A 23491-nucleotide genomic window follows, 5' to 3' on the forward strand; every position below is an offset into this window, starting at 1 on the left:
TTTTATGCAGGATAAATCAAAGAAAACTGTAAATTTTAAAGATGTTTTTGGTAGATTATTTCGATTTATGAGCCCATATCGAAAAGGCTTAATCATAGCAATTATTTTAATTGTGTTTGCATCGCTGTTTAATAGCTTTGGCCCATTTATTTTAGGTAAAGCTACAGACTCTTTGCTTGGTTTAGTGGTGGATGGTGCCCTTGTTCCATCGGGCATTAAAAAATTTATTACAATCTTAATTATATTGGCTTCCACCTATATTTTGTATGCAGTATTTAAATATTTAAGCACCTGTATCCTAGTGAGGGTTTCCCAAAAAACCATATATGATCTTCGAAATAAGGTGGACAAAAAATTCAAAAAACTCCCTTTAAACTATTTCGATACAAATACCTATGGTGATGTTTTAAGCCGAATTACAAATGATGTGGACACCATATCAAACAGCTTGCAGCAAAGTTTGGATCAACTTGTAACTGCTGTTACATCTGTAGTTTGTATTTTTGCTATGATGCTTTTTATTAGCCCCATTTTAACTTTAATTGGAGTTATTACTGTTCCTCTGGCTCTTATACTATCCATGAAAATCGCCGGGGCCTCCCAAAAGCACTTTAAGGCACAGCAAGAAACCTTAGGAGAAATCAATGGTTATGTTGAGGAAGTCTATACAGGGCATAACATTGTAAGTGCTTATGGAACAGAAGATGAAACCATAGCAGAGTTTGAAGAAACAAATAAAGAGCTCTATGATAGTGGTTGGAAATCTCAGTTTATGTCAAGCACTCTAATGCCCATAACACAAGGGATGACAAACATAGGTTATGTTGCTGTGGTGGTAGTTAGTGGTGCTTTGGTAATCAATGGCCGAATGACCATTGGTATGATCCAGTCTTTCATTCAATATTTAAGACAATTTTCCCAACCAATCAACCAAACCGTTCAAATTGCAAACGTGTTGCAGTCTACTGCGGCAGCTGCATCTCGTGTTTTTGAGTTTTTGGATGAAACAGAAGAAGTACCGGATTCAGAAAAATCAAAAGCACCTGAAAAAATAGACGGTTCTGTTGAATTCCAACATGTAAAGTTTGGTTATGTACCCTATCACACGCTAATGCATGACGTGAGCTTGCAAGTGGTTCCAGGTAGTAAGGTGGCCATTGTGGGGCCAACTGGGGCAGGTAAGACTACCCTTATTAATCTCCTTTTAAGGTTTTATGATATCAATAGCGGCCGAATATTAATCAATGGTGTGGATGTGAGGGACATGAAAAGAATAGAGCTAAGAAAGATCTTTGGTATGGTTTTGCAAGATACGTGGTTATTCACAGGTAGTATTATGGAAAATCTACGATATGGCAGATTGGATGCCACAGATGATGAAGTAGTTGTAGCGGCTAAAGCTGCAAGGGCAGATTCATTTATAAAGACTTTGCCTGGTGGATACCATTTTAAGCTGCAAGAAGGAGCAACCAATTTAGCCCAAGGTGAACGCCAGTTATTGACCATTGCAAGGGCAATTTTGTCCGAAAGTCCTATCATGATTTTAGATGAGGCAACCAGCTCTGTTGATACACGTACCGAAGTTTTGATTCAAGAAGCCATGAAAAATTTGATGAAGGGTCGTACAAGCTTTGTAATTGCCCATCGTCTTTCTACCATTAAAGACGCTGACATGATCATTTATATGGAAAACGGAGATATAAAAGAAACGGGTACTCATGAAAAACTCTTGAAAACAGACGGACTTTATGCAAAACTATATAATAGCCAGTTTGTAAATGAAAATGGCTAATTAAGCTGACTTGAAAGGAGTGGTTGCTTGGATGAGAAAAAGGTTACTTGCAATTTCTTTTATCTTGCTTATCTTACTATGTGGCTGTGGAGCCACAGACGAGTCAACAACCTCTGATTATCAAACCATAACGGCAAATGAAGCCTATGACATGATGCAAGAAAAAGAAGAAGCCATTATCTTAGACGTAAGAACCCAGAAGGAATTTGATGAAGGCCATATCCCAAATGCTTTGCTAATACCAGATAATGAAATCAGGGAAAAAGCAGAATCCATTCTCACAGATAAAGAAGCAACCATTCTTGTGTACTGCCGCAGCGGGCGAAGGAGTGCCTTGGCAGCAAAAGAATTGGCTGCATTAGGCTATAAAAAAATTTATGATTTTGGCGGCATCATTGATTGGAACTATAATGTAGTAGCATAAAAAAGAATAAAGCCATCCCATTAGAAAAATGATTTCTTTGGGGTGGCTTTTCTCCTTTCCAAACAGCTATAATCAGTGAATGTACTCTTTCCCATTCCCGGTTTCGTAGGGACAAAACAGCTTTAAATTTTTCTGACCATTCTACTATGACAATAATTAGACGAACCCTTTGGAATTTCATAATTCCCCTACTTGGCTTACTGAATGTTATGTTTTTCACTCCTTTGATTTAGCAATTTTCCAACGCCACAGCTTCCTAGTATTAAGAATTGTGTTGCCTCCTTCTAATTTCTCTATTGCCCTATCTATTATCACTTGTTTAGGTTTCTGGTTAAACAGATTTGCATCTACTTAAGCTCAATAATTTACAATATCATTTGCTGTTATAAATAGAAATTCATAGCATATTTTGAAAAGAATTTTAACTTTGGTAATATATATAAATTCCTCAATAACCAAATGATATATTTTAAATATTAATTGAAAAAACTTCAAATCATCTTTGTGTTATCGTCGTGCTCACAAAAAAAGAATGTGCCAATACAAAACAACTGTACTGACACATTTAATAGCATTTAAATTATATTGTGTTACTCTTAAAAAGCTGACTAAAATCATATAAAACAGTTTTTCTTTTAAAATGCTTTATACAAAACTGTTAGATGAAATTTCATTTACCCAGGAGCTACAACTATTTTTTGAGTTCCTGTTCAATATCCTTTTCAATATCCTTAGGTTTGGTTGTTGGTGCATACCTCTTTACAACTTTCCCCTCTTTGTTGATCAAAAACTTCGTAAAATTCCATTTGATTTCTGGTGTTAAAACTTTCTGTCCTAAAGACTTTAGCTTGTCCACAAAACTTTTGGCTTCCTCATCCTCATCTTCGTGGGATGCTTCTTTTTTCAAATATTGAAACAAGGGATCTGCATCCTTACCATTTACATCAATTTTTGCAAAACGTGGAAATGTTGTTTTATAGTTAAGGGTACAAAACTCACTGATTTCTTTGTCACTTCCTGGGGCTTGATTTAAAAATTGGTTGCAGGGGAAATCCAAGATTTCAAATCCTTGAGATTTATATTTATCATATAATTTCTGTAGTTCTTCATATTGTGGAGTTAATCCGCACTGGGTTGCAGTATTTACAATAAGCAATACTTTTCCCATGTACTGATCCAATGATACAACTTTTTGGCTAGCATCCTTTACTTCAAAATCATAAATCATTTTAGAAATTCCTCCTTTTAATGTGTATACAAGAGTTTGTTCCTTACTTTAGACAATGTATGATGCTATGGCATTGAACTATTTTATAGAACTACCACGTGTTTACCAAAACCATGAATTTTTGATTTTAGAGCTGTCTAGTTAATTCAAAGTAATCAATCCTTGTTTTTTATGAAGAGGTTTCTTATAAGAAGCTTCTAATGTCAGCTGCCAGCTTCTCCTCTAGGTGAATCAACTCTTTACATAGGTTGGCGGCTGTTTCATTCGCCTTTGAGTATTGGTTTAAATATCTGTTTAAAGATTTTACACCCATGTTGCAACCATCGGTAATCAAGTCAGCTACTGTCGTATCATTGTCATTCATTGTCATTTTTAAGTTTGTTTTCATCCACGACATCCCTTTGGCTATTGGGTTTGGTTCTTTATCTTTTTGATCATGCTGAAGTAAGATTTCATGGAGTTTATTTCCGATTTCTATATGTTTGCCCCTACATTCAACAAGAATATTTTTAAATTTTGGATTTTTAACTTCGTTCATTACTTCATCTATTGATGAAACCGCCATTTTTGTTCCTGCGTCACATTCTTTTAAAAGGTTAATAGAGTCATTGGTTTGCATAAAATTACCTCACTTTTTCTTTTCTTTTATTATTTATTTTTTTTAGGGACTTATACTTTTTTCGTTCCCTGGCCTAAGAAAACTGAATTGTCTGATCAAAGGCAAATAAGATATGCGGAATCTTCTTGTAGCTATATTGACTTGTAGAGGCACAACACAACCTGGTATAAATTTAATACCAAAGCTTTAATGTTACCATTATATATTATTCTAAGATTTTTTTATTTCTTCACAACAATATTCAAAGGCATATGCTTTATCATAACTCTTAAAGCAGTATAGCATGGATAAAAATCAAAGTTAAAATTTTTTTGCCCCAAAAAGTATTTTTACTTCATTTAATACTTTGGGTACCCTTTACATGCACCCGTGCATGGTAATTAAGTACCACATCCTTAAGTTTTTTAGATGATATGATTAGCTTGGCACCATAGAGGATGAAGTATTACGTCTTATGTACTCTAGAAAATGCATAAAAAATAGTAATGGCGTTTCAGTCATAAGTTAGTTTGCGTAAAAGAACATAAAATGGATAATGTTAAACAATTAATTTTATATCTTTATTTATTGTCCACGAATGAATAAATTTAAAATAGTAATCATTTGCTATATTACTTTGTATTTGGTATAATATTGAAAACCACTATTTCTGTATTGTTTGAAGGTAGGTATTTTTATGAATGTCAATGAATCTGCTGAAAATTATTTAGAAACGATTTTAATGTTAAGCAAGCAAAGGCCTGTTGTTCGAGCTGTGGATATTGCTGAAGAACTAGGTTTTAAAAAATCTAGCGTTAGTGTTGCAATGAAAAACCTACGGGAAAAGGAATACATTTATGTAACCAAAGAGGGCTTTATCTACCTAACAGAATCTGGCAAATCAATTGCGGACATGATTTTTGAAAGACATGAGCTTCTATCTTCTTATCTGATACGCCTTGGTGTGGATCAGAAAGTTGCCACTGAGGATGCTTGTCGCATTGAACATGTCATTAGCCAAGAAAGCTTTGAGGCAATTAAAAATCATATAAGAAAATAAAAAAAAGACTTTCAATGAAATAATTCAATGAAAGTCTTTTTTCATTAGGCATAGCTTTCTATTTCAGATTTTTCTTTCCAAATTCTATAAATTTCTTTTTTGCTCCAGTTCATTTGCCGCTTACAACAAACGCCTTGGGATAAGTATTCTATATCCTCAAGAAATTGGCTTTTGCCAGCACCCGTTGCGCCCACATTGCAAATGATTCCACCTTGGGTAAACGTAAATTTCTCAGCCTCTTTTTTTTCCCTTTTATCCAATCCAACACGCAAACAGCAGTTATTTCTTTTATATGAGGCGAACATCTATTGAATAAAGCTGCGCTCTCGATTATCATCACCTAAAGAAACTTCTCTTTTGCCAATTAACCACTTCACAAACCTTTGTCATAAAATAGTGATCCGGACAGATGCTGCCTGCAAGTTCCACTCTACAAGGAATATTTGCGCTTCGTAAGTCTCCTTACCTCTGCTTTTCAAGCAATCAAATTTGCAAACGCCAGCATCTATTCCGTGGTTTTTTAATATAACTGATGTCTTTGCCCAAGATGGTTGTCCTGCCAGGGTAATCAACTTCATTATGAACCTCCAGAAATATAATGCTCGGTAAATTTATTTACCGAGCATATCATTAAGCTAAGCTCAATGGAATCACACTCTTATAAGATCTATCTGCCAGCATAAACTCATTCACATGTACATTTACCTGAAAAGCTTTTTTCATGTTTACTTCATTAATAATTTCATTGGAAATGCCATAAAAACTACTTCCATCCCGATTCAGCATTAGAGATTTATCAGAAATCTGCAAAGCATGGGCTGGGTAATGGGTATTTACAATGGCCGATATGTTCTTTTCATTGGATAATCTTTTGATTGTATCAAGAATTATCAATTGATTCTTAAAATCTAGATTGCTTTCTGGTTCATCCAAAACAAGCATATTAGGTGATACTGTTAGTGCCCTTGCAATCAACACCATTTGAAACTCCCCACCACTCATCTGAGTACACAACTTATCTTTTAGGTATAGTATGCCAACATCATCCATAGCCCTAAGAGCAATATTAATATCCTCTTTTTGTGGTTGCTTAAATGTGCCAATATGGGCGCTTCTCCCCAGAACTACCATGTCTAAGGCAGAAAATGCAAAAGCAGAGCCTTTTGCCTGAGGCACATACGCAATTTTTTTCCAAAGCTCTTTAGCAGGTATGTTTTGAATATTTGTGCCGTCAACGACGGTCTCCCCCTGGTTCCATTTTAAAAAGCCCATCATGCATTTTAATAAGGTTGTTTTTCCTACACCATTTGAACCAAGAACGGACATTACTTCCCCGTTTTCTATGGAAAAGCTAATATTATTTAGAATTTGTTTGCTATTATAACCAAAACTTCCACCTTTCACCTCAAAGGTCATGACCAAGCACCTCCTGTCCTTCTTAACAATGCGATAAAAAATGGTGCACCAATAATAGCCGTTAAAATGGATAAGGGTATTTCAGCCGCCGTTGCACTTCTTGCAAAGGTGTCAATCACCATCATAAAAACGGCACCTAGACTAATGGAAATTGGTATTACAGTTTTATTGTTGCTACCCATCATCATCCGCGCTAAATGGGGAATCAATAAGCCAACCCAGCCAACTTGGCCGCACATAGACACACAAGAAGCTGTAATCAGAGATGCGGAAAGGATGATCAGCAAGCGCAAGATTTTTATGTTCATACCCATTGATTTAGCTTCATCTTCATTTAGGGATAAAATATTTAGTCTCCAACGAAGTGCAAAAATTAAAATAATACCTATTATAATAAAAGGACTCCCCAATATTAAGGTTTTGTAAGTGGCTGCCGACATACTACCCATAAGCCAATAAGTGATGGATGGTAGTTTATCCTGGGGATCTGCCACATACTTGAGCAACGAAACAAAAGCCTGAAACATGGCTGAAACCACCATACCAGCTAAGACAATCATAACAATGGAGCTTTTCCCTTTGATTTTACTAATGTTATAGGTAATCAAACAGGAGATTAACCCAAACACAAGTGCCAACAGCTGAATGACCACAAGATTGGCATCGAACATCATGGCAAACACAGCACCGAAGGAGGCACCACTGGCAACACCCAGGGTGTCAGGTGTCGCCAGTGGGTTCGTAAAAAGACCTTGAAATGCCGCTCCGGCGCAAGCCAGGCCAGCACCAACAAGCATTGCCAAAATAATTCTGGGCAGTCTTACATTAAATATTACAGAGTATGCCATTTCTCCTGTACCCTCTCCTTTAAAACCTTTCAAAAGCACATCAACAGTTTCTGGCACTGAGATGGAATAACGGCCAAAACCCAGGCACACTAAGGCAACGAAAATTGGTATTAGTATGAATAATGCACTTACCTTAAAATTGATTTCTTTACTTTTTATCATTTTACTGTCCTGCCGCCTCCCTTGCAGGATTATAAATTGTTTGGATGTCTTCATCACTTAGAGTGACATTATAATATTTTTTATAATAATCCTTTATTTCTTGATCCATGTCGATAAAGCTAAAAAGTTCAGGTTGAATCTGTTTTGCAAACCACATTAGGCTCAAAGGAGTATCCGAGGAAGGTGGGAACCAGCGATACATCCCCAGAGGGAACTTATAAACCTTACCGTCTTGCACAGCCTTAACCTGACTCCAATCATTACCTTCCATAGAGTTTAATAAAATATCTTGGGGCAAAACAGAGCTGAAGTTGGTAATAAAGATCAGATCCGGATTCCACTGATAAATCTGCTCCATGTTGATTTCCGCCTGGCCTGTTAAGCCCTCAGCTACGTTAATACCACCAGCGGTTTCAATCCAATATTGACCAAAGAAATCACTGCCAGATGTAACAATTTTTCCGTTGCCATAGTTAAACAATATCAAAACCTTAGGCTTTACTTCCTCTGCTAAAGAAGCGGTTTTTTCTAAGATATCCCCTTCAACACTGCGTCCATATTCAATGATCTCTTGTGCCTTTTCTGCTTCCCCAAAAATTTGTCCCAATAGCTCCACCCAATTTGCATAGGTTTCAATGGTATTGTAATCGGACATGGTTGTGGAGAAACCAATGGCTTTGATGCCTGCATTATCATACATTTCACGTTCAGCAGTATTTACGGCTGAATAGAAAACAACATCAGGTTCTAATTCCATTAATTGCTCAATATTGATTTCCCCATTTTCTACAAAAGAAGTATTCAAATCAACAATATCTGGAAATACCGTAGTTAAATAAGAATTTTTTGCGGCTGCCATAGAGCTTGGGTGGATTCCAACTAACCCCTCTGTAGAACCTCTATAAAAGCAATAAACAGACGGTAATGGCATTAAAGATGAAATAACAATTTTATTCAGCTTTGTAGGAATTTCAACTTCCGCACCAGTATGATCCACCACGATTCTTGTTTCTGCTTGGGCAGTGTTTTCACCACCATCAGCATCATTACCAGAGGCTTTGCCACAACCTGTTGTTGCTCCAACAAGCATACATAGTCCTAAAATAAGAGTTGCTAACTTCTTCAACTTCATTTCATCTCCTCCTTATTTTTTAATTCCACCGGCGGCTTCCCTAACAGGATTCAAAATTTGTGTAATATCTTCATTCGACAAATCAAAATCATAGAACTGCTTATAGAAATCTTTCATGGTCTGGTTGAAATCTATGTCTTCAAAGAGATTAGGATGGTTTTGTTTTGCCATCCAAAGCAACATCAATGGAGAATCTGAACTGGTTACATACCAACGGTACATACCAAGGGGAATTTTTTTAACTTCTTCATTTTTAGAAGCAGCTACTTTAGACCAATCACTGGAGCATAATGTGTTGTTATAAATATCTGCGGGTAAACCATCATTAAAGTTGGTGATAAAAATCTTTTCAGGATTCCATTCATAAACCTGCTCAATACTTGTTTCCTTGGTGCCAGAAATCGAACTTGCCACATTGATACCACCAGATGCTGTAATCCAGTAATCCGCCCAGGTGTCCGAACCAGGTACACTTACAGTGTTTTCGCTGTATTTATGTATTACCATAGAGGTTGGTTTGTCCTCCTCTTTTACATCTTTTAGTCTTTGTTGAATGAGCTCCTGCATTTTTTGTCCATAGGCCACATATTCACTGCTACTTAAGTCTTCGTTCATTACTTCTTCCAAAAGTTCGATCCAGCTGTTAATTGTATCAACTGCATTATAGTCTTTAATATCAAGGCTAAAGCCAACTGCGGGGATACCTGCCTGCATAGCCACCTCATAATCTTCGGGTACACCCGAGGCATACAAAACCACATCAGGATCTAGCTTTAAAAGTTCTTCTGCGTTCATATATCCATTTTGGTTAAAACTGCTTTCAATTTTGGAAATTTGGGGTGCAATTTGAATTAACATAGAGTTTTCAGCTGCGCTTATAATAGCAGGATCTAGACCCACAAGTTTGTCTGTACCCATGGATAAAATATAGACAGATGCCAATGGCCAAACAGAAGCAATGACAACCCGTTCTACTTTTTCAGGCAAAACAACCTGGTTTCCTACCTGGTCTGTAATGGTTCTCGTTCCGCCATCCTCTACAGCCTCTTGAACATCCTGTTGCTTTTGGGCAGCGGCACTGCCGCCACATCCAGTGAGCACACCTCCTGTTAGCACTAAGGCTAAAACCATAGACAAAATTTTATCGAATTTCATATTCGCCTCCTATTTTAATAAACGTAGCCATTCCTTTGTTTCATGGCTCATCAATCTTTTGCAGTCATGCCAATGCACTTTACTGGAAAGGGCAACATGAGGAAAGGAATAAAATCGAATAGATTCATCTTTCAACAATTGCTTAATCAGTGGATCGGCTATAATTGTTTTGTATTTGCCATTATTTAAAATTTTTCTTAAATGGAGTTCATTTTTAATAGTAATATCACCCTCTTGTTGATATTGTTTTGTTGCATCAAAAAGAGTTGCAACATCAATTCCGCCCAAACAACATTTCTCTTCTAAATATTGCCGCATAGAATTTGAAATAACTTGTTCACCAACAATTAGGATTTGTGCCTCTCTTTCTTTCTGAATATAAGGTGTTTCCCTTCCTGCCAATGCATCTGCTACCTGCTTTAAGGCCAAGCTCCCGTCACCTATGGGAGTAACAACTGTATAAGGTATACCAAACTTTGTCTGCATAAATTTTGCTACGTCAATTCCTGCTTGGGAGACCACTACATTTAAACTTGCACCCACAGATTTTTTTAGGTCTTCAATGCTAAAGTCCATATAGAAGCAACTTTTTACAGAGATTCCATTGTCTTCAAAAAGTTGAACGAAATCTTCATGGTTATGGTTGATATAAAAATCCAAAGGGGTCATCCCAATGATATTAATGGAGTTTGGGGTTGTGTGCCCTTTTGTTTTTACGAATTTTTTAATCATTTCTATTGTTGCATCATAGATGCCTTTACCATAATAACGAAGGCCAGTGGTGGGTATACCAATTGTAGGTATTCCCGTGATTACTTCTAATTCTTGGCCGATTCCTTTGAAATCTGTACCAATTACCATAGGAACAGGGCTACCAAGGACGGCAATAAATTTGGGGTTCAGACTTTTGCAGGCTTCTTGTATTTTATGTATAAACTTGTCATCATTACCTAAAACTGCATCCATATGTCTTAGACCGGAGCAAAACACCAAAGAATTGGAACCAAACCAGCGTGGCTCATCGAAACCCGTATAGTTACCGGTACAGCCGGAGGCATCGTGAAGAACGATTAACCCGCCCATCTCAAATAGGGCTGAGGCTGCCCCTGAATAGTCCGGTGCAAAGGGTGGTAAAGAAATACATAACTTGCTCATATAACCAATCCCGCCCCCTCTATAACTTCTTTTAAATCAACTTCATTTGCTTCGATTAGCATTTCCATTAATTTTTTTACTCCATAAAAGCCAAATAACGACTCATCTTCAATAATATTGACAACATTTTTGGCGCCTGTGGCATAGGCGCAATTAAATCCAATACATAAAAAATCACTATTTCTATCTTCAGTTTTTGCCATATCGTGGTGCAGGGCATTTAGAATTTCTACTTCTTTATGGTTTTTAAGAAGATATTCATAGGCTTCTTTATCAAATGGTTTTATATCATCGGTCATCACAAGTTTTACTGAAAAACCATATTCAATCAATGCTCTGGCCAAGGTGAATGGTTTTCGAACCCCTTGATAGTCGATAGCAATTGATCGATTTCCTATCTTTTCACGGGCGACTTCTATGGCAACCTTTGCTTCTTGTGCAAATCGGGAAACATCTAATGGTACTTCTAACATAAAAGCTAATTCTTCGTAAAAACCGCAAATTTCCTTCAAATCATATGTATGGTAAGCAAGAAGTCGATTGATCTCTAACGTATCTACCATTGTTCTTGACGCATACTCTGCTACCGGAGATAACACAACGTTTAGTCTGCTCATTGCCATTGTTTGGAATTCATCAAAAGAATCAAAATCCGTGATATGATGTACTTTGTAGTTTACACTCTCCATAAGGCTAAACAGCTCACACTCTTTATTTATAGGCACGTTATTACCAATTAAGTTTATCCCCTCCTCTCTTTCTGTTTTCTTTTTCAAAAGGCTATAAATACTGTTTTGTAGGGTGATTCCCGGCGGAAAAGGCGTATCCAGACTGATTGGATTCATATGGCAGGATCTAAACTCTACATCAGGGTATTGTTGTGCAAGCCTTTTGTTTAGTTGAACATGATCTGTACCTAGCAAGTCGTCTAGACAAGAGACAAAAAGTAAAAGAACCTTTGGTCTTTGGTCTAAGTTTTCAAATAATTCTTCTACAGCCTCAGGAATTAAATCTTCATAATTACCTGAAACAATGTCACTTTCGTCAATATACAAATACGAGATTCTATCTTTAATGCCGTTCACCACGCCGCCTAATGCACCATGCCGACCACATGCAAAGGGAGAAATAAACAATTGATAACTCTCCGGAACCAAAGCGGCAATTCTAATTACCCCCCACCCCCCGTGAGCCGGAGAAACATAGTGCAAAGTTTTTCCAAAGCCTTGGCAGCTGCAACTCATACTTTTTTACCTCCTGTACAAATATCCATTAAATGTCTGGCAAGAGAAGAATAGCACAGGGCCATATCACTATCAGGAAAAGCCTCAACTACGGTTTTACCCTGATTTTCGGCCTGTTGTACAATGCCATCTCTGGGCACAACATCCACAATGGAACCACCAATTTCTTCTAAAGCCTTCTCAACAACCTGCAATTCATTCTCCACATTTCTGGAGTTAAGGATTACACCAGAATATTTAGCATATCCCCTATTTCCAAAGTTTTTAATTGCCTGGGCAATATTAGATGCAGCAAATAGGGCCATCATTTCTCCGGAAGTGACGATAAATACATTGTCTGCGTAACCCTGACGAATGGGCATTGCAAATCCACCACAAACAACATCCCCAAGTACATCATATAAGACCACATCCGGCTTATAAATTTCATAGGCATTTAGCTCCTCCAGTTTTTCAAAAGCTGTTATAATCCCTCGTCCAGCACAGCCAATTCCCGGGGTAGGCCCTCCTGCTTCTACACATAAGACATCTCCATATCCTTTAAAAATAATATCATCTAATGTTACGTCACCATTTCCTTCTCTCAATTTATCCAAGACGGTAGGTATTTTTTTTCCATTCATAAGATTTTTAACAGAATCCGATTTTGGGTCACAACCAATTTGCATTACCTTGTAGCCAAGGGTGGCTAATGCCGCAGATATGTTGGATGTTGTGGTGGACTTTCCGATTCCACCCTTACCATAAATTGCAATTTTAATCATGTTATCGTCCTTCCTTTATTATGTTAGTTTAGGCTAACTTAACATCAAAAAAATAACAGTTTTCTATTATAACTATTATTAGCAGCCTATGCTAGTATTGAATTTAGATCTAACAAGAGTTAGCTTAAACTTACTTAATAAATATATTTTATTTTTATTCTATTGTCAAGTATTTATTTGTAAATTATTCCTGCATTTTTTATCAGTCAAAAGATAGGGAATGCTTGTTATGTAGCTTGTTTTATCTATAAATGCAATGGTAAAAACAAAATTTTTCTAATCTTAAGTATTGCATACCATTGCAAATTCTAATTTTTTCGATATGAAGTGCAGGATAAAAACATTTTAACAATCCCAGGAGAATAACATGATAAGAGCGGACTTTAGTTCTACAAAGACATTTTCACAAGTTTTTGTCAATATAATGTAGGGATACAATTGGGAGGGTGATGACTATGGCTTATAATTCATGTCGAATGAACGGAGCGCAAAAAACTGTGCTTAGATATTCTCCAAAGCATAACCATCTTTTAATGAAAAATCAAATTGAATTGCTAAAAAGTCAGGTAAATACAATTGTTTATTTGACGCTAAGTAATGAAGAAGGATTTTGGTTTTTTTTGAAGGAGTATAACGAAACACAAATAAAAGGGTTGGAAAAACAGGATGAGAGCTGGGTTTATCGCATCATAGAATTAGGAAATATTCATACATTTTGTTAAAGTGAGGAGTTGAATCTATGCATAAGAAAAAAGTAACGCCTCCCTACTCTCATTTGTATGAAATATTCACAAGAGAAATGTCCAATGAATTTCCATTTAACGGCTTATTAGACTCCCCTACCAACGAAATTGAGGTAATTGTTAAGTTTAATGGTGATATAGAAAGGATTGCACGTGACTTAGATGCTGAGGCGGAAATAATATATCAAAACTATGCGATTATTACCATTGATAAAACCAAACTGAATGAGCTTAATTCATACACAGAAGTTGAACATATCGAGTTACCAAAGAATCTTTATTTTGAAGGGCCCAATAACATCAGTGCCTCTTGCATCAATGCGGTGCAAAGACAAAATGGCTATAACTTAAGCGGAAAGGGAGTAATTGTTGCCATAATTGACTCGGGTATTGACTATATGCATCCCGACTTTCGCAATAATGACGGAACAAGCAGGATACTTTTTATCTGGGATCAGACAGTCGTTGGCACTGCGCCAATCGGGTTTTTCAGCGGAGGAGAATATAATAACCAACAAATTAATAATGCGATACAAAGCCCCGACCCTTATCTTATTGTTCCGTCCATGGATACAAACGGGCATGGTACTGCAGTTGCAGGGATTGCCGCAGGTAACGGTAGATCAAGTGCCGGTGTTAATATTGGGGTAGCTCCTGAGGCAGATATTATTTGCGTTAAAGTTGGCTATAGGGGATATGCCTCCTTTGCCAGATCTACCGAGTTGATGCGTGCAGTGAAATATGTTATTGAAAAGGCAAAGAGATTTAACAAACCGATTTGCATCAATATGAGCTTTGGAATGAATAATGGCTCCCACCGAGGGGATTCTCTTTTTGAAACGTTTCTCACAGAAATTTCTACAGATTGGAAGACTTCAATCATCATTCCTACAGGAAATGAAGGTTCGGCAGGCCATCATTATAGCGGTAAAATTGATACAAACCAGATTCAAGAGATTGAATTTTTTACTGCACCAGGGTTAGAAAGCTTATATTTGTCCCTATGGAAAAACTTTGTTGACAGTTTTAGTGTAGAAATCATCTTCTCTGATGGCAGTAGCTCCGGTGTGATCGGCATTGAAAGCCAAACAAAAACAGTAAGAAAACCAAACTTCGTTTTAAATGTTTTTTATGGCCAACCAACACATTATTCTGCGGCACAAGAAGTTTTTTTTACTATGACTTCCACAAATGCACCAATACAAGCTGGGATCAGTAAACTACGACTTATAGCACAAACGATAGTCGACGGCAACTTTGAAATATGGCTGCCAACTTTAGAAGAAGTGTCTGCACAAACATTTTTTTCCAATCCGTCTATCTATAATACTCTCACGATTCCCTCTACGTCAGAAAAAGTGATACGGGTTGCTGGGTACAATGATCGTGTTGGAAATATTGCAGTTTTTTCAGGAAGGGGAAACCCAAATAATAATTCTTTTTTGCCGGATATAGCTGCTCCTGCAGTGGACATTTTGACAACTAAGACGGGGGGTGGCTATGATACCTTTACAGGCACTAGTGTTGCAGCACCTTTTGTCACAGGTTCCGCAGCGTTGATGATGCAATGGGGCATTGTTAATAACAATGATCCCTTTTTATATGGTGAACGTTTAAAGGCATTCATACGATTAGGTGCCGCAAGAAGAAGGGATATTATATACCCTAATGCCTCTTTTGGCTATGGAACACTTTGTCTGGAAAATTCCATGAATTATCTAAGAGATTATAGATTAGGAGGAGATTATTTTTGGCTTCAGATATAAATGAAAATGACTTATCACTAGACGAATTTGTAAAATTGCCCACCACAGTTGATTTTAACGTAATTAATACAGAACGCTTTAAAGCATTTGCAAAAGATAGACCATACCTAAAATTGGGAACACAATTGGCAAATGAGCTTGTAGTTGTTTATACTAATCAAGAGAATATTCCCCGTTTATTCGAGGAATTAGGCGATGATTTTAATGAATTTTATCCCAAAATCATGTCTCCTCTAGATAGCATAAGTAATGAGGATAGTGGTATTACCCAACTATTAAATCAGCCTTATTTAAATCTTTCTGGTAGAGGTGTAGTTATTTGCTTTGCAGATACAGGCATTGACTATACAAAAGATGCTTTTAAATTTGAAGACGGTACCACAAAAATTCTTTACCTTTGGGATCAAACCGTAGAAGGTAAAAGGCCAGACTATCTTTATTATGGTTCTTTATATACACAAGAGGATATAAACAATGCGTTGAAATCAGAAGACCCTTATTCTATTGTACCCTCCATTGATGAGGACGGACATGGAACATTCATGGCTTCCGTTGCTGCTAGCAACGAAAAAGGCGAATATATTGGAGCGGCTCCCAAAGCATACATTATGGCTGTTAAGTTGCGGCGTGCTAATGAGTATTATATAGATAAATTTCTCTTGCCTAAAGACAATCCAAACCTTTATCAATCAACAGATTATCTTTTAGGCGTTAAGTTTATGCTTGACCGAACAGAAGAAATGAATGTGCCAGCAGTAGCTTGTATTACTATGGGGTCCAATGCAAGTGGGCATGATGGTAATACTCTGTTTGAAGATTATATCTCTTTCTTAGCTCAGAGAGCTGGCTATACGTTTGTTGTTGCTGCTGGAAATGAAAGCAATAAACGCCATCACACCCAGGGTAAAATTTTAAGAACTGGGGATATAGATACTTTTAGTATCAACGTAGGCGAACAAGGTACCTCCTTTTCTGTTGCTATCTATGGGCCTGCCTACGACAAAATTTCTGCCAGTATCACTTCCCCAACGGGCGAGGTCATTGCCCGCTTACCTTTCAAGGTTGGTTTAAAATTTAACCAAAATTTGGTTTTCGATGAAACACAAGTCACAGTTGAATACTACAAAGGCGTTAACAATATTATTAATTTGAGCTTTCTAAGAGCAACCCAGGGGGTATGGGATGTCACCCTTTTTGGTGATGTTGTGATTAGTGGTGATTATTTTGTTTGGCTTCCCATTACTGGGCAAGTAAGCGAGATGGTAGAACTATTAAAACCCACCCCCGAATATACTGTGGTTTATCCTGCAACTGCCTTGCGCTGTATCACTTGTGGAGCATATAACAGCAATGACGAGAGTCTTTTTGTTTCGTCATCTTGGGGGCCAACAAGGTTGCCCCGTTTGGCACCCGATTTGGTTGCGCCCGGTGTAAACGTCAAGGGGATTTATCCCACGGGGTATGGTACAAAAACCGGAACGAGTGTTGCTACGGCTATTACCGCTGGGGCTGCGGCACTTTTACTTGAATGGGGTATAGTACGGGGTAATATTCCTTCAATGGATGGGGATTTGGTAAGAACCTTTCTAATAAGCGGCTGTATCCGCGAAGATAACATGATGTATCCAAATACAAAATGGGGTTACGGAAAACTAAATGTGCTTGGGAGTTTTGCAGTCATCAGAGAATCCATCGTCAACTATTTTTTAACATAGTGTTCTATCAGAGGAGGCAACATATGTCAAACGGAAAAGTCTTCCTGCGGTCTAATTATCTAGGTGGATCGGGCTTACTAAAGGTAAACACCTATTTTAGAAATATCGGTACCCCCGTTGAGGGGGCAACAGTTAGCATAATTGATCCCTATGAAAACACTGTCATTCAAGAAACAAAGACAAATGAATTGGGTGAAATCACCCCAGTTTCTTTGAGCGCACCCCCCATTGAATACTCAATGGATTCTGAAATGCCCCGACCCTTCAATGAATATAATGTAAAAGTAACATTTCCTGATTACAACGAGGTAAATATCAATAATGTTCAAGTTTACCCTGATTCCACAGCACTACAAAAGATTGAATTAATGCCAATTTACGAAAATGTAGATATCCCCTATCCTGTGATTTACGGAGATTATCCTCCAAAGATACCCGAATCAGAAATTAAGAAGCTCCCCTTTCCAAGTAATCAAGTTGTTTTGCCTGAGCCCGTTATCCCAAGCATTATTGTTGTTCACAACGGTCGGCCCGATGATACATCGGCCCAAAACTATACAGTTGGGTTTAAGGACTATATTAAAAATGTTGCTAGCAGTGAAATCTATACTACATGGCCCAGAGAGACCTTGAAGGCTAACATACAGGCAATTTTATCTTTTACCCTAAACCGGGTATATACCGAATGGTATCGAGGCAAAGGATATAACTTTACCATTACAAATTCTACAGCTTTTGACCAAGCTTTTACCTTCGGACGAAATATTTTTCAAGAAATTTCTGATGTTGTAGATGAGATTTTTACAACATATATTTCTAAAGCGGATATTAGTCAGCCTTTATTTACACAGTATTGTGATGGCAAAAAAGTGAATCGTGAGGGATGGCTTAGTCAATGGGGATCTAAATATTTGGGAGACCAGGGCTTAACTGCCCTTCAGATTTTGAAGAACTATTATGGTGGTAATATCATTATTAAAGAGGCCAAAAAAGTAGATGGCATCCCTATGTCTTTCCCCGGAATTCCTTTGACTGTGGGTTCTGAGGGAGAAAATGTTAAAACAATACAAGAACAACTAAATGCAATTGCAAATAACTATCCACTGATACCTAAGATGATTGAGGATGGTAAATTTGGAGAGAACACAGCGGATGCTGTAAAGGTTTTTCAACAAATATTCAATTTGCCTCAAACAGGGTCCGTAAATTTCCCCACCTGGTATAAGATTTCCGATGTTTATGTGGCAGTGAAAATGTTATCTTAGGGATGAAACACATAACGCTAATTCAGTCAAACTTTGTTTTATGAAAGCGTAGGCAGCATATTCAAAAAAATATGTTGCTTATTTTATTTTGAGGGCTTATTTAATTGCTCATTATAGCAATTCCACTAGGAAAGCCTTTTTTGTCTTAAAACAAAAAGCCAATGCAAATAATATAAGAAATAATATTAATGAACGACAATGGAATTTCCACGTTCCATTTTAGCCAAGGTTTTTGTATGGGCAATCACCTTTGATAATTCGCTTAAATTTGAGTATGGCATATTCTGATTGGTTACGACTGCAATTGAAATTGTAGCAAGGGAGAATGTATCTGTAAAACCATTGCGATTTTTTGAAATAATATATTGGTTTTCAATGTCCTCTGCTGTATACAGAGCCTTAGTCTGTACAGTGAAAGCATGAATGATTTCTTTGCAAAACCCATCTGACCGATAGCGGTTGGATATTATAACAAAATCGTCCCCACCGATGTGACCCACGAACTCACCCTGATCAATGCATCCCTTTAGAATATTGCCAAGTGTTTTTATCATCTGATCACCCATTGTGAAGCCATAAGCATCATTATAGGGTTTAAAATTATCAATATCGATATAAATTAATGAAAAGGGCTGTGGGCTTTTAAGTTTTGTTGATATTAGCCTTTGAATTTCCGTGTTGCCTGGCAACCCTGTAAGAGGATTGGAACACTTTGCCCTGTTTACTTGAATGTTTATTGTTGTTTTTAATAAATCCTTAATTGTCACTAACCCTAAATACTGATTTTCATCAGTCACTACTATTGCATCGTATACCTTTGAAAGTTCTCTTGCCATAGCCAATTCAGCTACTTTCTCAATGGACATATTGCTATCAACTGCCAAAAAATCGTTATTGATTAAGCTTTTGGCTTTAATTCTTTTGCTAAGATTATAACCATATTGACCACTAAATTGCTCAAATATAAAACTACGTGTAAGCATTCCCCTTACGCCCTGTTTAGAATCAAGAATACAGACCTCTGTTATTTTGTGATTTTTTTTCATAGTTTCATATATCTCAAATATATTATCATTCTCACATACGCAAAGCTTTTGTTTGGCAAGCACACCGATTTCTCCCAAAATTCCTATGGTATTTTTGGCGTAGCTTGTACTTTCAATAAACATGCGTACTTCTTCAGATAATTCTTGGAAATTTGTATTTGGCTTTCCTAAATAATAACCTTGTCCAAAATCAACATTTAGCTCAATCAGTGTTTTTAACTCGGCTTGTGTTTCAATACCCTCAGCAATTGTGGTTATACCAGATTCTTTGCAAAACTTCACAATGGCTGCTACCGCAGATTTTTTCACAGCGTCAGTATTAACATTTCGTATTAATTGCATATCAATTTTTATATAATTTGGGGAGAAGGTGCAGACTCGGTTCATCCCCGAATAACCGGAGCCGAAATCATCTATGGCAATCTTAAAATTCTGCCTTTGGTAGTGGGTAATGGCAGCTGTAAATGTACCCATATCCTTTATTGCACTTCGCTCAGTTATTTCAAAAATAATATCATCGGGACACAACCTATATTGTAAAAGCTTTTCACAAGTAAAACCTGCAAAATTATGAGGGTCATGTATAATATTCGGATCCACATTAATAAATAATTTCGTGCTGCTGGGGTTTTTCCTTGCATTCTTTAAGGCTTTAGACCTACATAATTGTTCCACTTCCCAAAGTTTATGCTGATGTGCAGCTATATGAAATAAATCTTCAATATTGAGTACACACTGGAGAATGGTAATTCTGCTTAGAGCTTCATAAGCGAGGATACTGCCATTTTCCAACGAGACTATGGGTTGGTAAACCGCGCGAATAGCTCCTGATGCAAGGATGGTGTAAAAATGGGTTAATGCTTTTGCTTCCACGGTCCTCTCCCTTTCCACTTTTATGAAGTATAGCAAGTTTTAAGTTGATATGCCCCCTTTGGTTTAACAACTCTCGGTTTCAACAACAGAAAACTTCTCTTGCCTTACAAATTGGTTCATCTGACTTTTTAAGATCTTTACTTGCTGATATCCATCCTCACTGCCAAACACAAATTGTTGTGCCGTCTTCGTATTTAACTTTACAATCCCTCTTATGTTATCTGCTTCGTTTGAAATGCTTTGAATATCCTCTTGTTCTTCCTTTACAATTGCTGCAATCTGCGTAATCATTTCGGTTATATCGTTTGTACGTTGTACAACTAAGTCCAAAGAGTGGGCGGTATGTGAAACGGTACCTACGCATTTTTCGGTTGCTTTCATAGAATCATCAATGAAAACAGTGGTTTCTTTTGCCGCCTGAGCAACTTTTTGCGCCAAAGCTCTTACTTCCCCTGCTACTACTGCAAACCCTCGCCCTGCGATACCTGCACGAGCCGCCTCAATTGAAGCGTTCAATGCGAGTAAATCTGTCTGAAACGCAATTTCATCGATGGTTCGTATGATTTTTTTGATTTTATCTGTGTGGCTTGTAACATCCAAAATTGCAGAAGTGGTTTCCTCCATTCTCCTTTTTGTAGTCTCTACTTGCTCCTTCATATCTAAGGTAGCGCTATTTATTTTTTGAATTTGGGCGGTACTGTGTTGTGCGTTTTCCGAAATTATACTCAAACTATTGGACAACTGAGTAATAGATTCATCCTGTCTTTCTGCATGAACGGAAAGCTTGTGTGCCCCCTGAGAAACCTGCTTTACATGAGTTTCAACCTTACGGGTTGCAGAATCCACATTATTAAGTGCATAATTTATATATCGTTGCATATTTTCCGCCGCTTCCAGCAGGCTATGATAATCCCCGACATAATAAAGACGAGATTGTGTCTCATAAATCATGTTGCCCTTTGCCATCTCATCTAACATACAACCCACATCTTGAATTAGGATTTGCAGGGTTAGAGCCATTTTCTCACAGGAGTAAATTAGCTCATCCAACTCATCCCCTCCACTTTGGCATCCTTCTGAAATATTTAAGTTTCCATTTTCAATACAGTCTGCAATATGTAAGACTTTTTGGGTAGCCATCTGTATTGTTTTGGCAAGCATACCAGAAGCATAGAGCAGTATTATTCCTATAAAAAGCACCACTGAAAACAAAACAATTGTCATTTTATGTCGTTGTTCTATGGTTTGCTGTAAGGCAAAAGTTGCCGCATTTTCTGCCTTTGCAGACACTGTGTCCAAAACAAAATAGAGGTTTTCAACGCATTTGGCATAATCGCCATCCAAAAAATTCAATGCTTTTTCTGTTTGGCCTGCAAAAATGTAGGACATCATCTTCATTTCTTGCGCTAAAAATTCGTTTAGGGTGGAGTTTAGTTCTTTCATTAATTCATCTTCATAAAATTGTTTTTTTAACGTATTCATATCTGCAACAGTTTTTTGTACAGCCTGTTCAACAGCTGCATTGCTTTCTGCATAGTTATCATTATAAACCGCGGAAAGGATTTCATAGTCCAGTGCTGCCACATCATTTCTTATTTGCATTTGTTGGATGCTGTTCTTATATTCAACATCATAGAAGGACTGCATTTTATTCTCTGCACCTTGCAATGCCAAAAATACAATGATAAGCATTATAATATTCATTCCAATGGCAATTCCGCAAACCAAATGAAGCTTTTCTGTGATTCTAAGTTTCCTTTTATTCTTAGAAACCTGCTTTCTTTTGTGTTTTTCCTTAGAACTCCTATTCGCAATAAATAATGCTTTAGAAATGAAAGATGACTTAAGTTTAGATAAGCATTTAAAGTGGAAGTTTGCCTTTTATATTTGAAAAATAGATTTAAATTTAAACTTTACTTCAGAAAATTTGAAAGATGTGGAAGGTTTCTTTTTTGTCATATTATTCATGATTGTTCTCCATTAAACGTGTGATATAACCCGATTGAATTTTCATACACATTATACCAATCACATTTTTTGGCAACTACCTAGCTGTTGTAAATTTATTGTGTAATTTATGTTAAATTGTATTGTTTTATAAAAAATTGTAGTCCATCAGAAATTAAAGTAAAAATAGTTTTATGTAATAAATTTTTGTCGTTTTCTTTAAGTAAAGATTGTAAAAATTCCCTTAAGGTTAAAGAAACTCTCACCAACCTCTAAAAAATCATTTTAGAAAAATGTTTACAGTTGTTTAACATTAAATATAACAATTGAAATTGCCACTGTTTCGCATTTTTGGTTGACTTTTTAAATTTGAAGTGATATTATAATTTGCAAATAAATCGCAAATTGCAGGTGAATAGTATGACAAATTATCAAACAATGCAGAGAAAAGTTTTAACTGAGTTTTTGCAATCAAACCCAGATGTTCAGTTTTCGGCAAAAGAGATCTTTAACATTCTATCAAATACTTCAATCAGTTTGAGTGCTGTTTACCGAAACCTATCCTCTTTAGAGGCCGATGGCATTATTAGCCGTTTTACAAAGGAAGGTAGCCGGGAATCATTCTATCAATATATTAACTCCGATATTTGTCGAAATAGTATTCATTTGGTTTGCACAAAGTGTAACAAAACATTCCATATGCACCCTGAAGAAATGAAGCGTATGCTTGAAAGTATAGAAAAAAGTGAAGGATTTATCGTAAATAATACGAAAACAATACTATATGGTATTTGCAAAAGCTGTACCTAATTATGTTGTATTTGAAAAGGAGGATGGGAAATGAAAAACAAAAGACTATGTGCCGCATTATTAGCAATTTTTATTGTCTTTACCCTTTTCTATTCCATATTTTTTGTTGCTTCAAAAACAAATCATGAATGCACAGGGAAAAGCTGCCCCATCTGCCATGACATCCAATCCTGTGTTCAAACAATTCGTTCCCTTATCTTGGCAATTGTCGCAGCACCAGTCTTTGTGGGAAGTATCTTTATTATTGTGCATATCACTGCACCCATGTTCTTCCTATTTGTAAATCATACATTAGTATCTCTTAAGGTAAAACTGACAAATTAAAATAGAACCTCCGCTAGAGACCTT

22 protein-coding genes are annotated in these 23491 nt (G+C 36.9%); 9 read left to right on the forward strand and 13 right to left on the reverse strand.

The features are described from left to right. Positions 1 to 4: 4 nt before the first annotated feature. Both ABVZ64_RS09355 and ABVZ64_RS09360 read left to right on the forward strand, forming a co-directional pair. Complete coding sequence (locus ABVZ64_RS09355) at positions 5 to 1792, forward strand: ABC transporter ATP-binding protein (RefSeq protein ID WP_352400750.1); 1788 nt, start codon at positions 5 to 7, stop codon at positions 1790 to 1792. 31 nt (positions 1793 to 1823) lie between these two features. Beyond that, positions 1824 to 2216, forward strand: a complete 393-nt coding sequence (locus tag ABVZ64_RS09360; protein WP_352400751.1) for a rhodanese-like domain-containing protein — start codon at positions 1824 to 1826, stop codon at positions 2214 to 2216. A 691-nt stretch (positions 2217 to 2907) separates the two neighbouring features. Here ABVZ64_RS09360 and ABVZ64_RS09365 read toward each other — a convergent pair. Continuing rightward, positions 2908 to 3444, reverse strand: a complete 537-nt coding sequence (locus tag ABVZ64_RS09365; RefSeq protein ID WP_352400752.1) for a glutathione peroxidase — start codon at positions 3442 to 3444, stop codon at positions 2908 to 2910. Between the two features lie 184 nt (positions 3445 to 3628). Further along, positions 3629 to 4063, reverse strand: a complete 435-nt coding sequence (locus ABVZ64_RS09370) for a hypothetical protein (protein ID WP_352400753.1) — start codon at positions 4061 to 4063, stop codon at positions 3629 to 3631. A 676-nt stretch (positions 4064 to 4739) separates the two neighbouring features. On the opposite strand from ABVZ64_RS09370, the gene ABVZ64_RS09375 reads away from it, so the two are divergent. Then, entirely contained in the window at positions 4740 to 5102 is a 363-nt protein-coding gene (locus tag ABVZ64_RS09375) for a metal-dependent transcriptional regulator (RefSeq protein WP_352400754.1), read from the forward strand. A 44-nt stretch (positions 5103 to 5146) separates the two neighbouring features. Here the strand turns inward: ABVZ64_RS09375 and ABVZ64_RS09380 are convergent, their stop codons facing one another. The 9 genes from ABVZ64_RS09380 to ABVZ64_RS09420 all read right to left on the reverse strand — a co-directional run bounded on the left by ABVZ64_RS09380 (position 5147) and on the right by ABVZ64_RS09420 (position 12978). Then, positions 5147 to 5362, reverse strand: a complete 216-nt coding sequence (locus tag ABVZ64_RS09380) for a hypothetical protein (RefSeq protein ID WP_352400755.1) — start codon at positions 5360 to 5362, stop codon at positions 5147 to 5149. A 126-nt stretch (positions 5363 to 5488) separates the two neighbouring features. Continuing rightward, positions 5489 to 5680 carry a hypothetical protein gene (locus ABVZ64_RS09385; protein ID WP_352400756.1) on the reverse strand — a complete coding sequence of 64 codons (192 nt, stop codon included), beginning with the start codon at positions 5678 to 5680 and terminating at the stop codon, positions 5489 to 5491. Between the two features lie 52 nt (positions 5681 to 5732). Continuing rightward, positions 5733 to 6518 (reverse strand): ABC transporter ATP-binding protein, encoded by a 786-nt coding sequence (locus ABVZ64_RS09390; RefSeq protein WP_352400757.1) that lies wholly within the window; start codon positions 6516 to 6518, stop codon positions 5733 to 5735. Beyond that, complete coding sequence (locus ABVZ64_RS09395) at positions 6515 to 7528, reverse strand: FecCD family ABC transporter permease (RefSeq protein WP_352400758.1); 1014 nt, start codon at positions 7526 to 7528, stop codon at positions 6515 to 6517. Before ABVZ64_RS09395 ends, ABVZ64_RS09390 begins: the two co-directional genes overlap by 4 nt. Position 7529: 1 nt before the next feature. After that, positions 7530 to 8660, reverse strand: coding sequence for an ABC transporter substrate-binding protein (locus ABVZ64_RS09400; protein ID WP_352400759.1), 1131 nt, complete (start codon positions 8658 to 8660; stop codon positions 7530 to 7532). Between the two features lie 12 nt (positions 8661 to 8672). Continuing rightward, entirely contained in the window at positions 8673 to 9815 is a 1143-nt protein-coding gene (locus tag ABVZ64_RS09405; protein ID WP_352400760.1) for an ABC transporter substrate-binding protein, read from the reverse strand. Positions 9816 to 9824: 9 nt separating this feature from the next. Continuing rightward, positions 9825 to 10970: a nitrogenase component 1 gene (locus tag ABVZ64_RS09410; protein ID WP_352400761.1), complete on the reverse strand. Its 1146-nt coding sequence runs from the start codon at positions 10968 to 10970 to the stop codon at positions 9825 to 9827. Then, positions 10967 to 12214: a nitrogenase component 1 gene (locus ABVZ64_RS09415; RefSeq protein ID WP_352400762.1), complete on the reverse strand. Its 1248-nt coding sequence runs from the start codon at positions 12212 to 12214 to the stop codon at positions 10967 to 10969. The genes ABVZ64_RS09410 and ABVZ64_RS09415 overlap by 4 nt, the downstream gene beginning before the upstream one ends. Beyond that, complete coding sequence (locus ABVZ64_RS09420; RefSeq protein WP_352400763.1) at positions 12211 to 12978, reverse strand: nucleotide-binding protein; 768 nt, start codon at positions 12976 to 12978, stop codon at positions 12211 to 12213. Before ABVZ64_RS09420 ends, ABVZ64_RS09415 begins: the two co-directional genes overlap by 4 nt. 455 nt (positions 12979 to 13433) lie before the next feature. Here ABVZ64_RS09420 and ABVZ64_RS09425 point away from each other — a divergent pair, with 455 nt between their 5' ends. From ABVZ64_RS09425 to ABVZ64_RS09440, 4 genes are read left to right on the forward strand one after another with little or no spacing between them, the layout of a single operon-like run. Then, positions 13434 to 13700 (forward strand): hypothetical protein, encoded by a 267-nt coding sequence (locus ABVZ64_RS09425; protein WP_352400764.1) that lies wholly within the window; start codon positions 13434 to 13436, stop codon positions 13698 to 13700. Positions 13701 to 13717: 17 nt separating this feature from the next. Further along, positions 13718 to 15487, forward strand: coding sequence for a S8 family peptidase (locus ABVZ64_RS09430; RefSeq protein ID WP_352400765.1), 1770 nt, complete (start codon positions 13718 to 13720; stop codon positions 15485 to 15487). Beyond that, positions 15472 to 17202 (forward strand): S8 family peptidase, encoded by a 1731-nt coding sequence (locus tag ABVZ64_RS09435; RefSeq protein ID WP_352400766.1) that lies wholly within the window; start codon positions 15472 to 15474, stop codon positions 17200 to 17202. The genes ABVZ64_RS09430 and ABVZ64_RS09435 overlap by 16 nt, the downstream gene beginning before the upstream one ends. Positions 17203 to 17225: 23 nt before the next feature. Continuing rightward, positions 17226 to 18467, forward strand: a complete 1242-nt coding sequence (locus ABVZ64_RS09440) for a peptidoglycan-binding protein (protein ID WP_352400767.1) — start codon at positions 17226 to 17228, stop codon at positions 18465 to 18467. 185 nt (positions 18468 to 18652) lie between these two features. Here the strand turns inward: ABVZ64_RS09440 and ABVZ64_RS09445 are convergent, their stop codons facing one another. Together ABVZ64_RS09445 and ABVZ64_RS09450 are read right to left on the reverse strand one after the other, a co-directional pair. After that, positions 18653 to 20386 carry a GGDEF domain-containing protein gene (locus ABVZ64_RS09445; RefSeq protein WP_352400768.1) on the reverse strand — a complete coding sequence of 578 codons (1734 nt, stop codon included), beginning with the start codon at positions 20384 to 20386 and terminating at the stop codon, positions 18653 to 18655. A 63-nt stretch (positions 20387 to 20449) separates the two neighbouring features. After that, positions 20450 to 22090, reverse strand: a complete 1641-nt coding sequence (locus ABVZ64_RS09450) for a methyl-accepting chemotaxis protein (RefSeq protein WP_502892593.1) — start codon at positions 22088 to 22090, stop codon at positions 20450 to 20452. 663 nt (positions 22091 to 22753) lie between these two features. Here ABVZ64_RS09450 and ABVZ64_RS09455 point away from each other — a divergent pair. Both ABVZ64_RS09455 and ABVZ64_RS09460 read left to right on the forward strand, forming a co-directional pair. Next, entirely contained in the window at positions 22754 to 23143 is a 390-nt protein-coding gene (locus tag ABVZ64_RS09455) for a Fur family transcriptional regulator (RefSeq protein ID WP_352400769.1), read from the forward strand. A gap of 30 nt (positions 23144 to 23173) precedes the next feature. Further along, complete coding sequence (locus ABVZ64_RS09460; protein ID WP_352400770.1) at positions 23174 to 23467, forward strand: hypothetical protein; 294 nt, start codon at positions 23174 to 23176, stop codon at positions 23465 to 23467. Positions 23468 to 23491 lie beyond the last annotated feature (24 nt).

Source organism: Anaerotignum sp. (genome assembly GCF_040307045.1).
In the GTDB taxonomy this organism is placed as follows: Bacteria; Bacillota; Clostridia; order Lachnospirales; family Anaerotignaceae; genus Chakrabartyella.

Excerpts from the sequence above, each read along its gene's own strand:
- ABVZ64_RS09415 (WP_352400762.1), bottom strand. The coding sequence starts at position 12,214 with ATGAGTTGCAGCTGCCAAGGCTTTGGAAAAACTTTGCACTATGTTTCT.
- ABVZ64_RS09420 (WP_352400763.1), bottom strand. The coding sequence starts at position 12,978 with ATGATTAAAATTGCAATTTATGGTAAGGGTGGAATCGGAAAGTCCACC.
- ABVZ64_RS09395 (WP_352400758.1), bottom strand. The coding sequence starts at position 7,528 with ATGATAAAAAGTAAAGAAATCAATTTTAAGGTAAGTGCATTATTCATA.
- ABVZ64_RS09450 (WP_502892593.1), bottom strand. The coding sequence starts at position 22,090 with ATGAATATTATAATGCTTATCATTGTATTTTTGGCATTGCAAGGTGCA.
- ABVZ64_RS09400 (WP_352400759.1), bottom strand. The coding sequence starts at position 8,660 with ATGAAGTTGAAGAAGTTAGCAACTCTTATTTTAGGACTATGTATGCTT.
- ABVZ64_RS09360 (WP_352400751.1), top strand. The coding sequence starts at position 1,824 with ATGAGAAAAAGGTTACTTGCAATTTCTTTTATCTTGCTTATCTTACTA.
- ABVZ64_RS09370 (WP_352400753.1), bottom strand. The coding sequence starts at position 4,063 with ATGCAAACCAATGACTCTATTAACCTTTTAAAAGAATGTGACGCAGGA.
- ABVZ64_RS09410 (WP_352400761.1), bottom strand. The coding sequence starts at position 10,970 with ATGAGCAAGTTATGTATTTCTTTACCACCCTTTGCACCGGACTATTCA.
- ABVZ64_RS09430 (WP_352400765.1), top strand. The coding sequence starts at position 13,718 with ATGCATAAGAAAAAAGTAACGCCTCCCTACTCTCATTTGTATGAAATA.
- ABVZ64_RS09440 (WP_352400767.1), top strand. The coding sequence starts at position 17,226 with ATGTCAAACGGAAAAGTCTTCCTGCGGTCTAATTATCTAGGTGGATCG.
- ABVZ64_RS09455 (WP_352400769.1), top strand. The coding sequence starts at position 22,754 with ATGACAAATTATCAAACAATGCAGAGAAAAGTTTTAACTGAGTTTTTG.
- ABVZ64_RS09460 (WP_352400770.1), top strand. The coding sequence starts at position 23,174 with ATGAAAAACAAAAGACTATGTGCCGCATTATTAGCAATTTTTATTGTC.
- ABVZ64_RS09365 (WP_352400752.1), bottom strand. The coding sequence starts at position 3,444 with ATGATTTATGATTTTGAAGTAAAGGATGCTAGCCAAAAAGTTGTATCA.
- ABVZ64_RS09355 (WP_352400750.1), top strand. The coding sequence starts at position 5 with ATGCAGGATAAATCAAAGAAAACTGTAAATTTTAAAGATGTTTTTGGT.
- ABVZ64_RS09375 (WP_352400754.1), top strand. The coding sequence starts at position 4,740 with ATGAATGTCAATGAATCTGCTGAAAATTATTTAGAAACGATTTTAATG.
- ABVZ64_RS09425 (WP_352400764.1), top strand. The coding sequence starts at position 13,434 with ATGGCTTATAATTCATGTCGAATGAACGGAGCGCAAAAAACTGTGCTT.
- ABVZ64_RS09390 (WP_352400757.1), bottom strand. The coding sequence starts at position 6,518 with ATGACCTTTGAGGTGAAAGGTGGAAGTTTTGGTTATAATAGCAAACAA.
- ABVZ64_RS09385 (WP_352400756.1), bottom strand. The coding sequence starts at position 5,680 with ATGAAGTTGATTACCCTGGCAGGACAACCATCTTGGGCAAAGACATCA.
- ABVZ64_RS09405 (WP_352400760.1), bottom strand. The coding sequence starts at position 9,815 with ATGAAATTCGATAAAATTTTGTCTATGGTTTTAGCCTTAGTGCTAACA.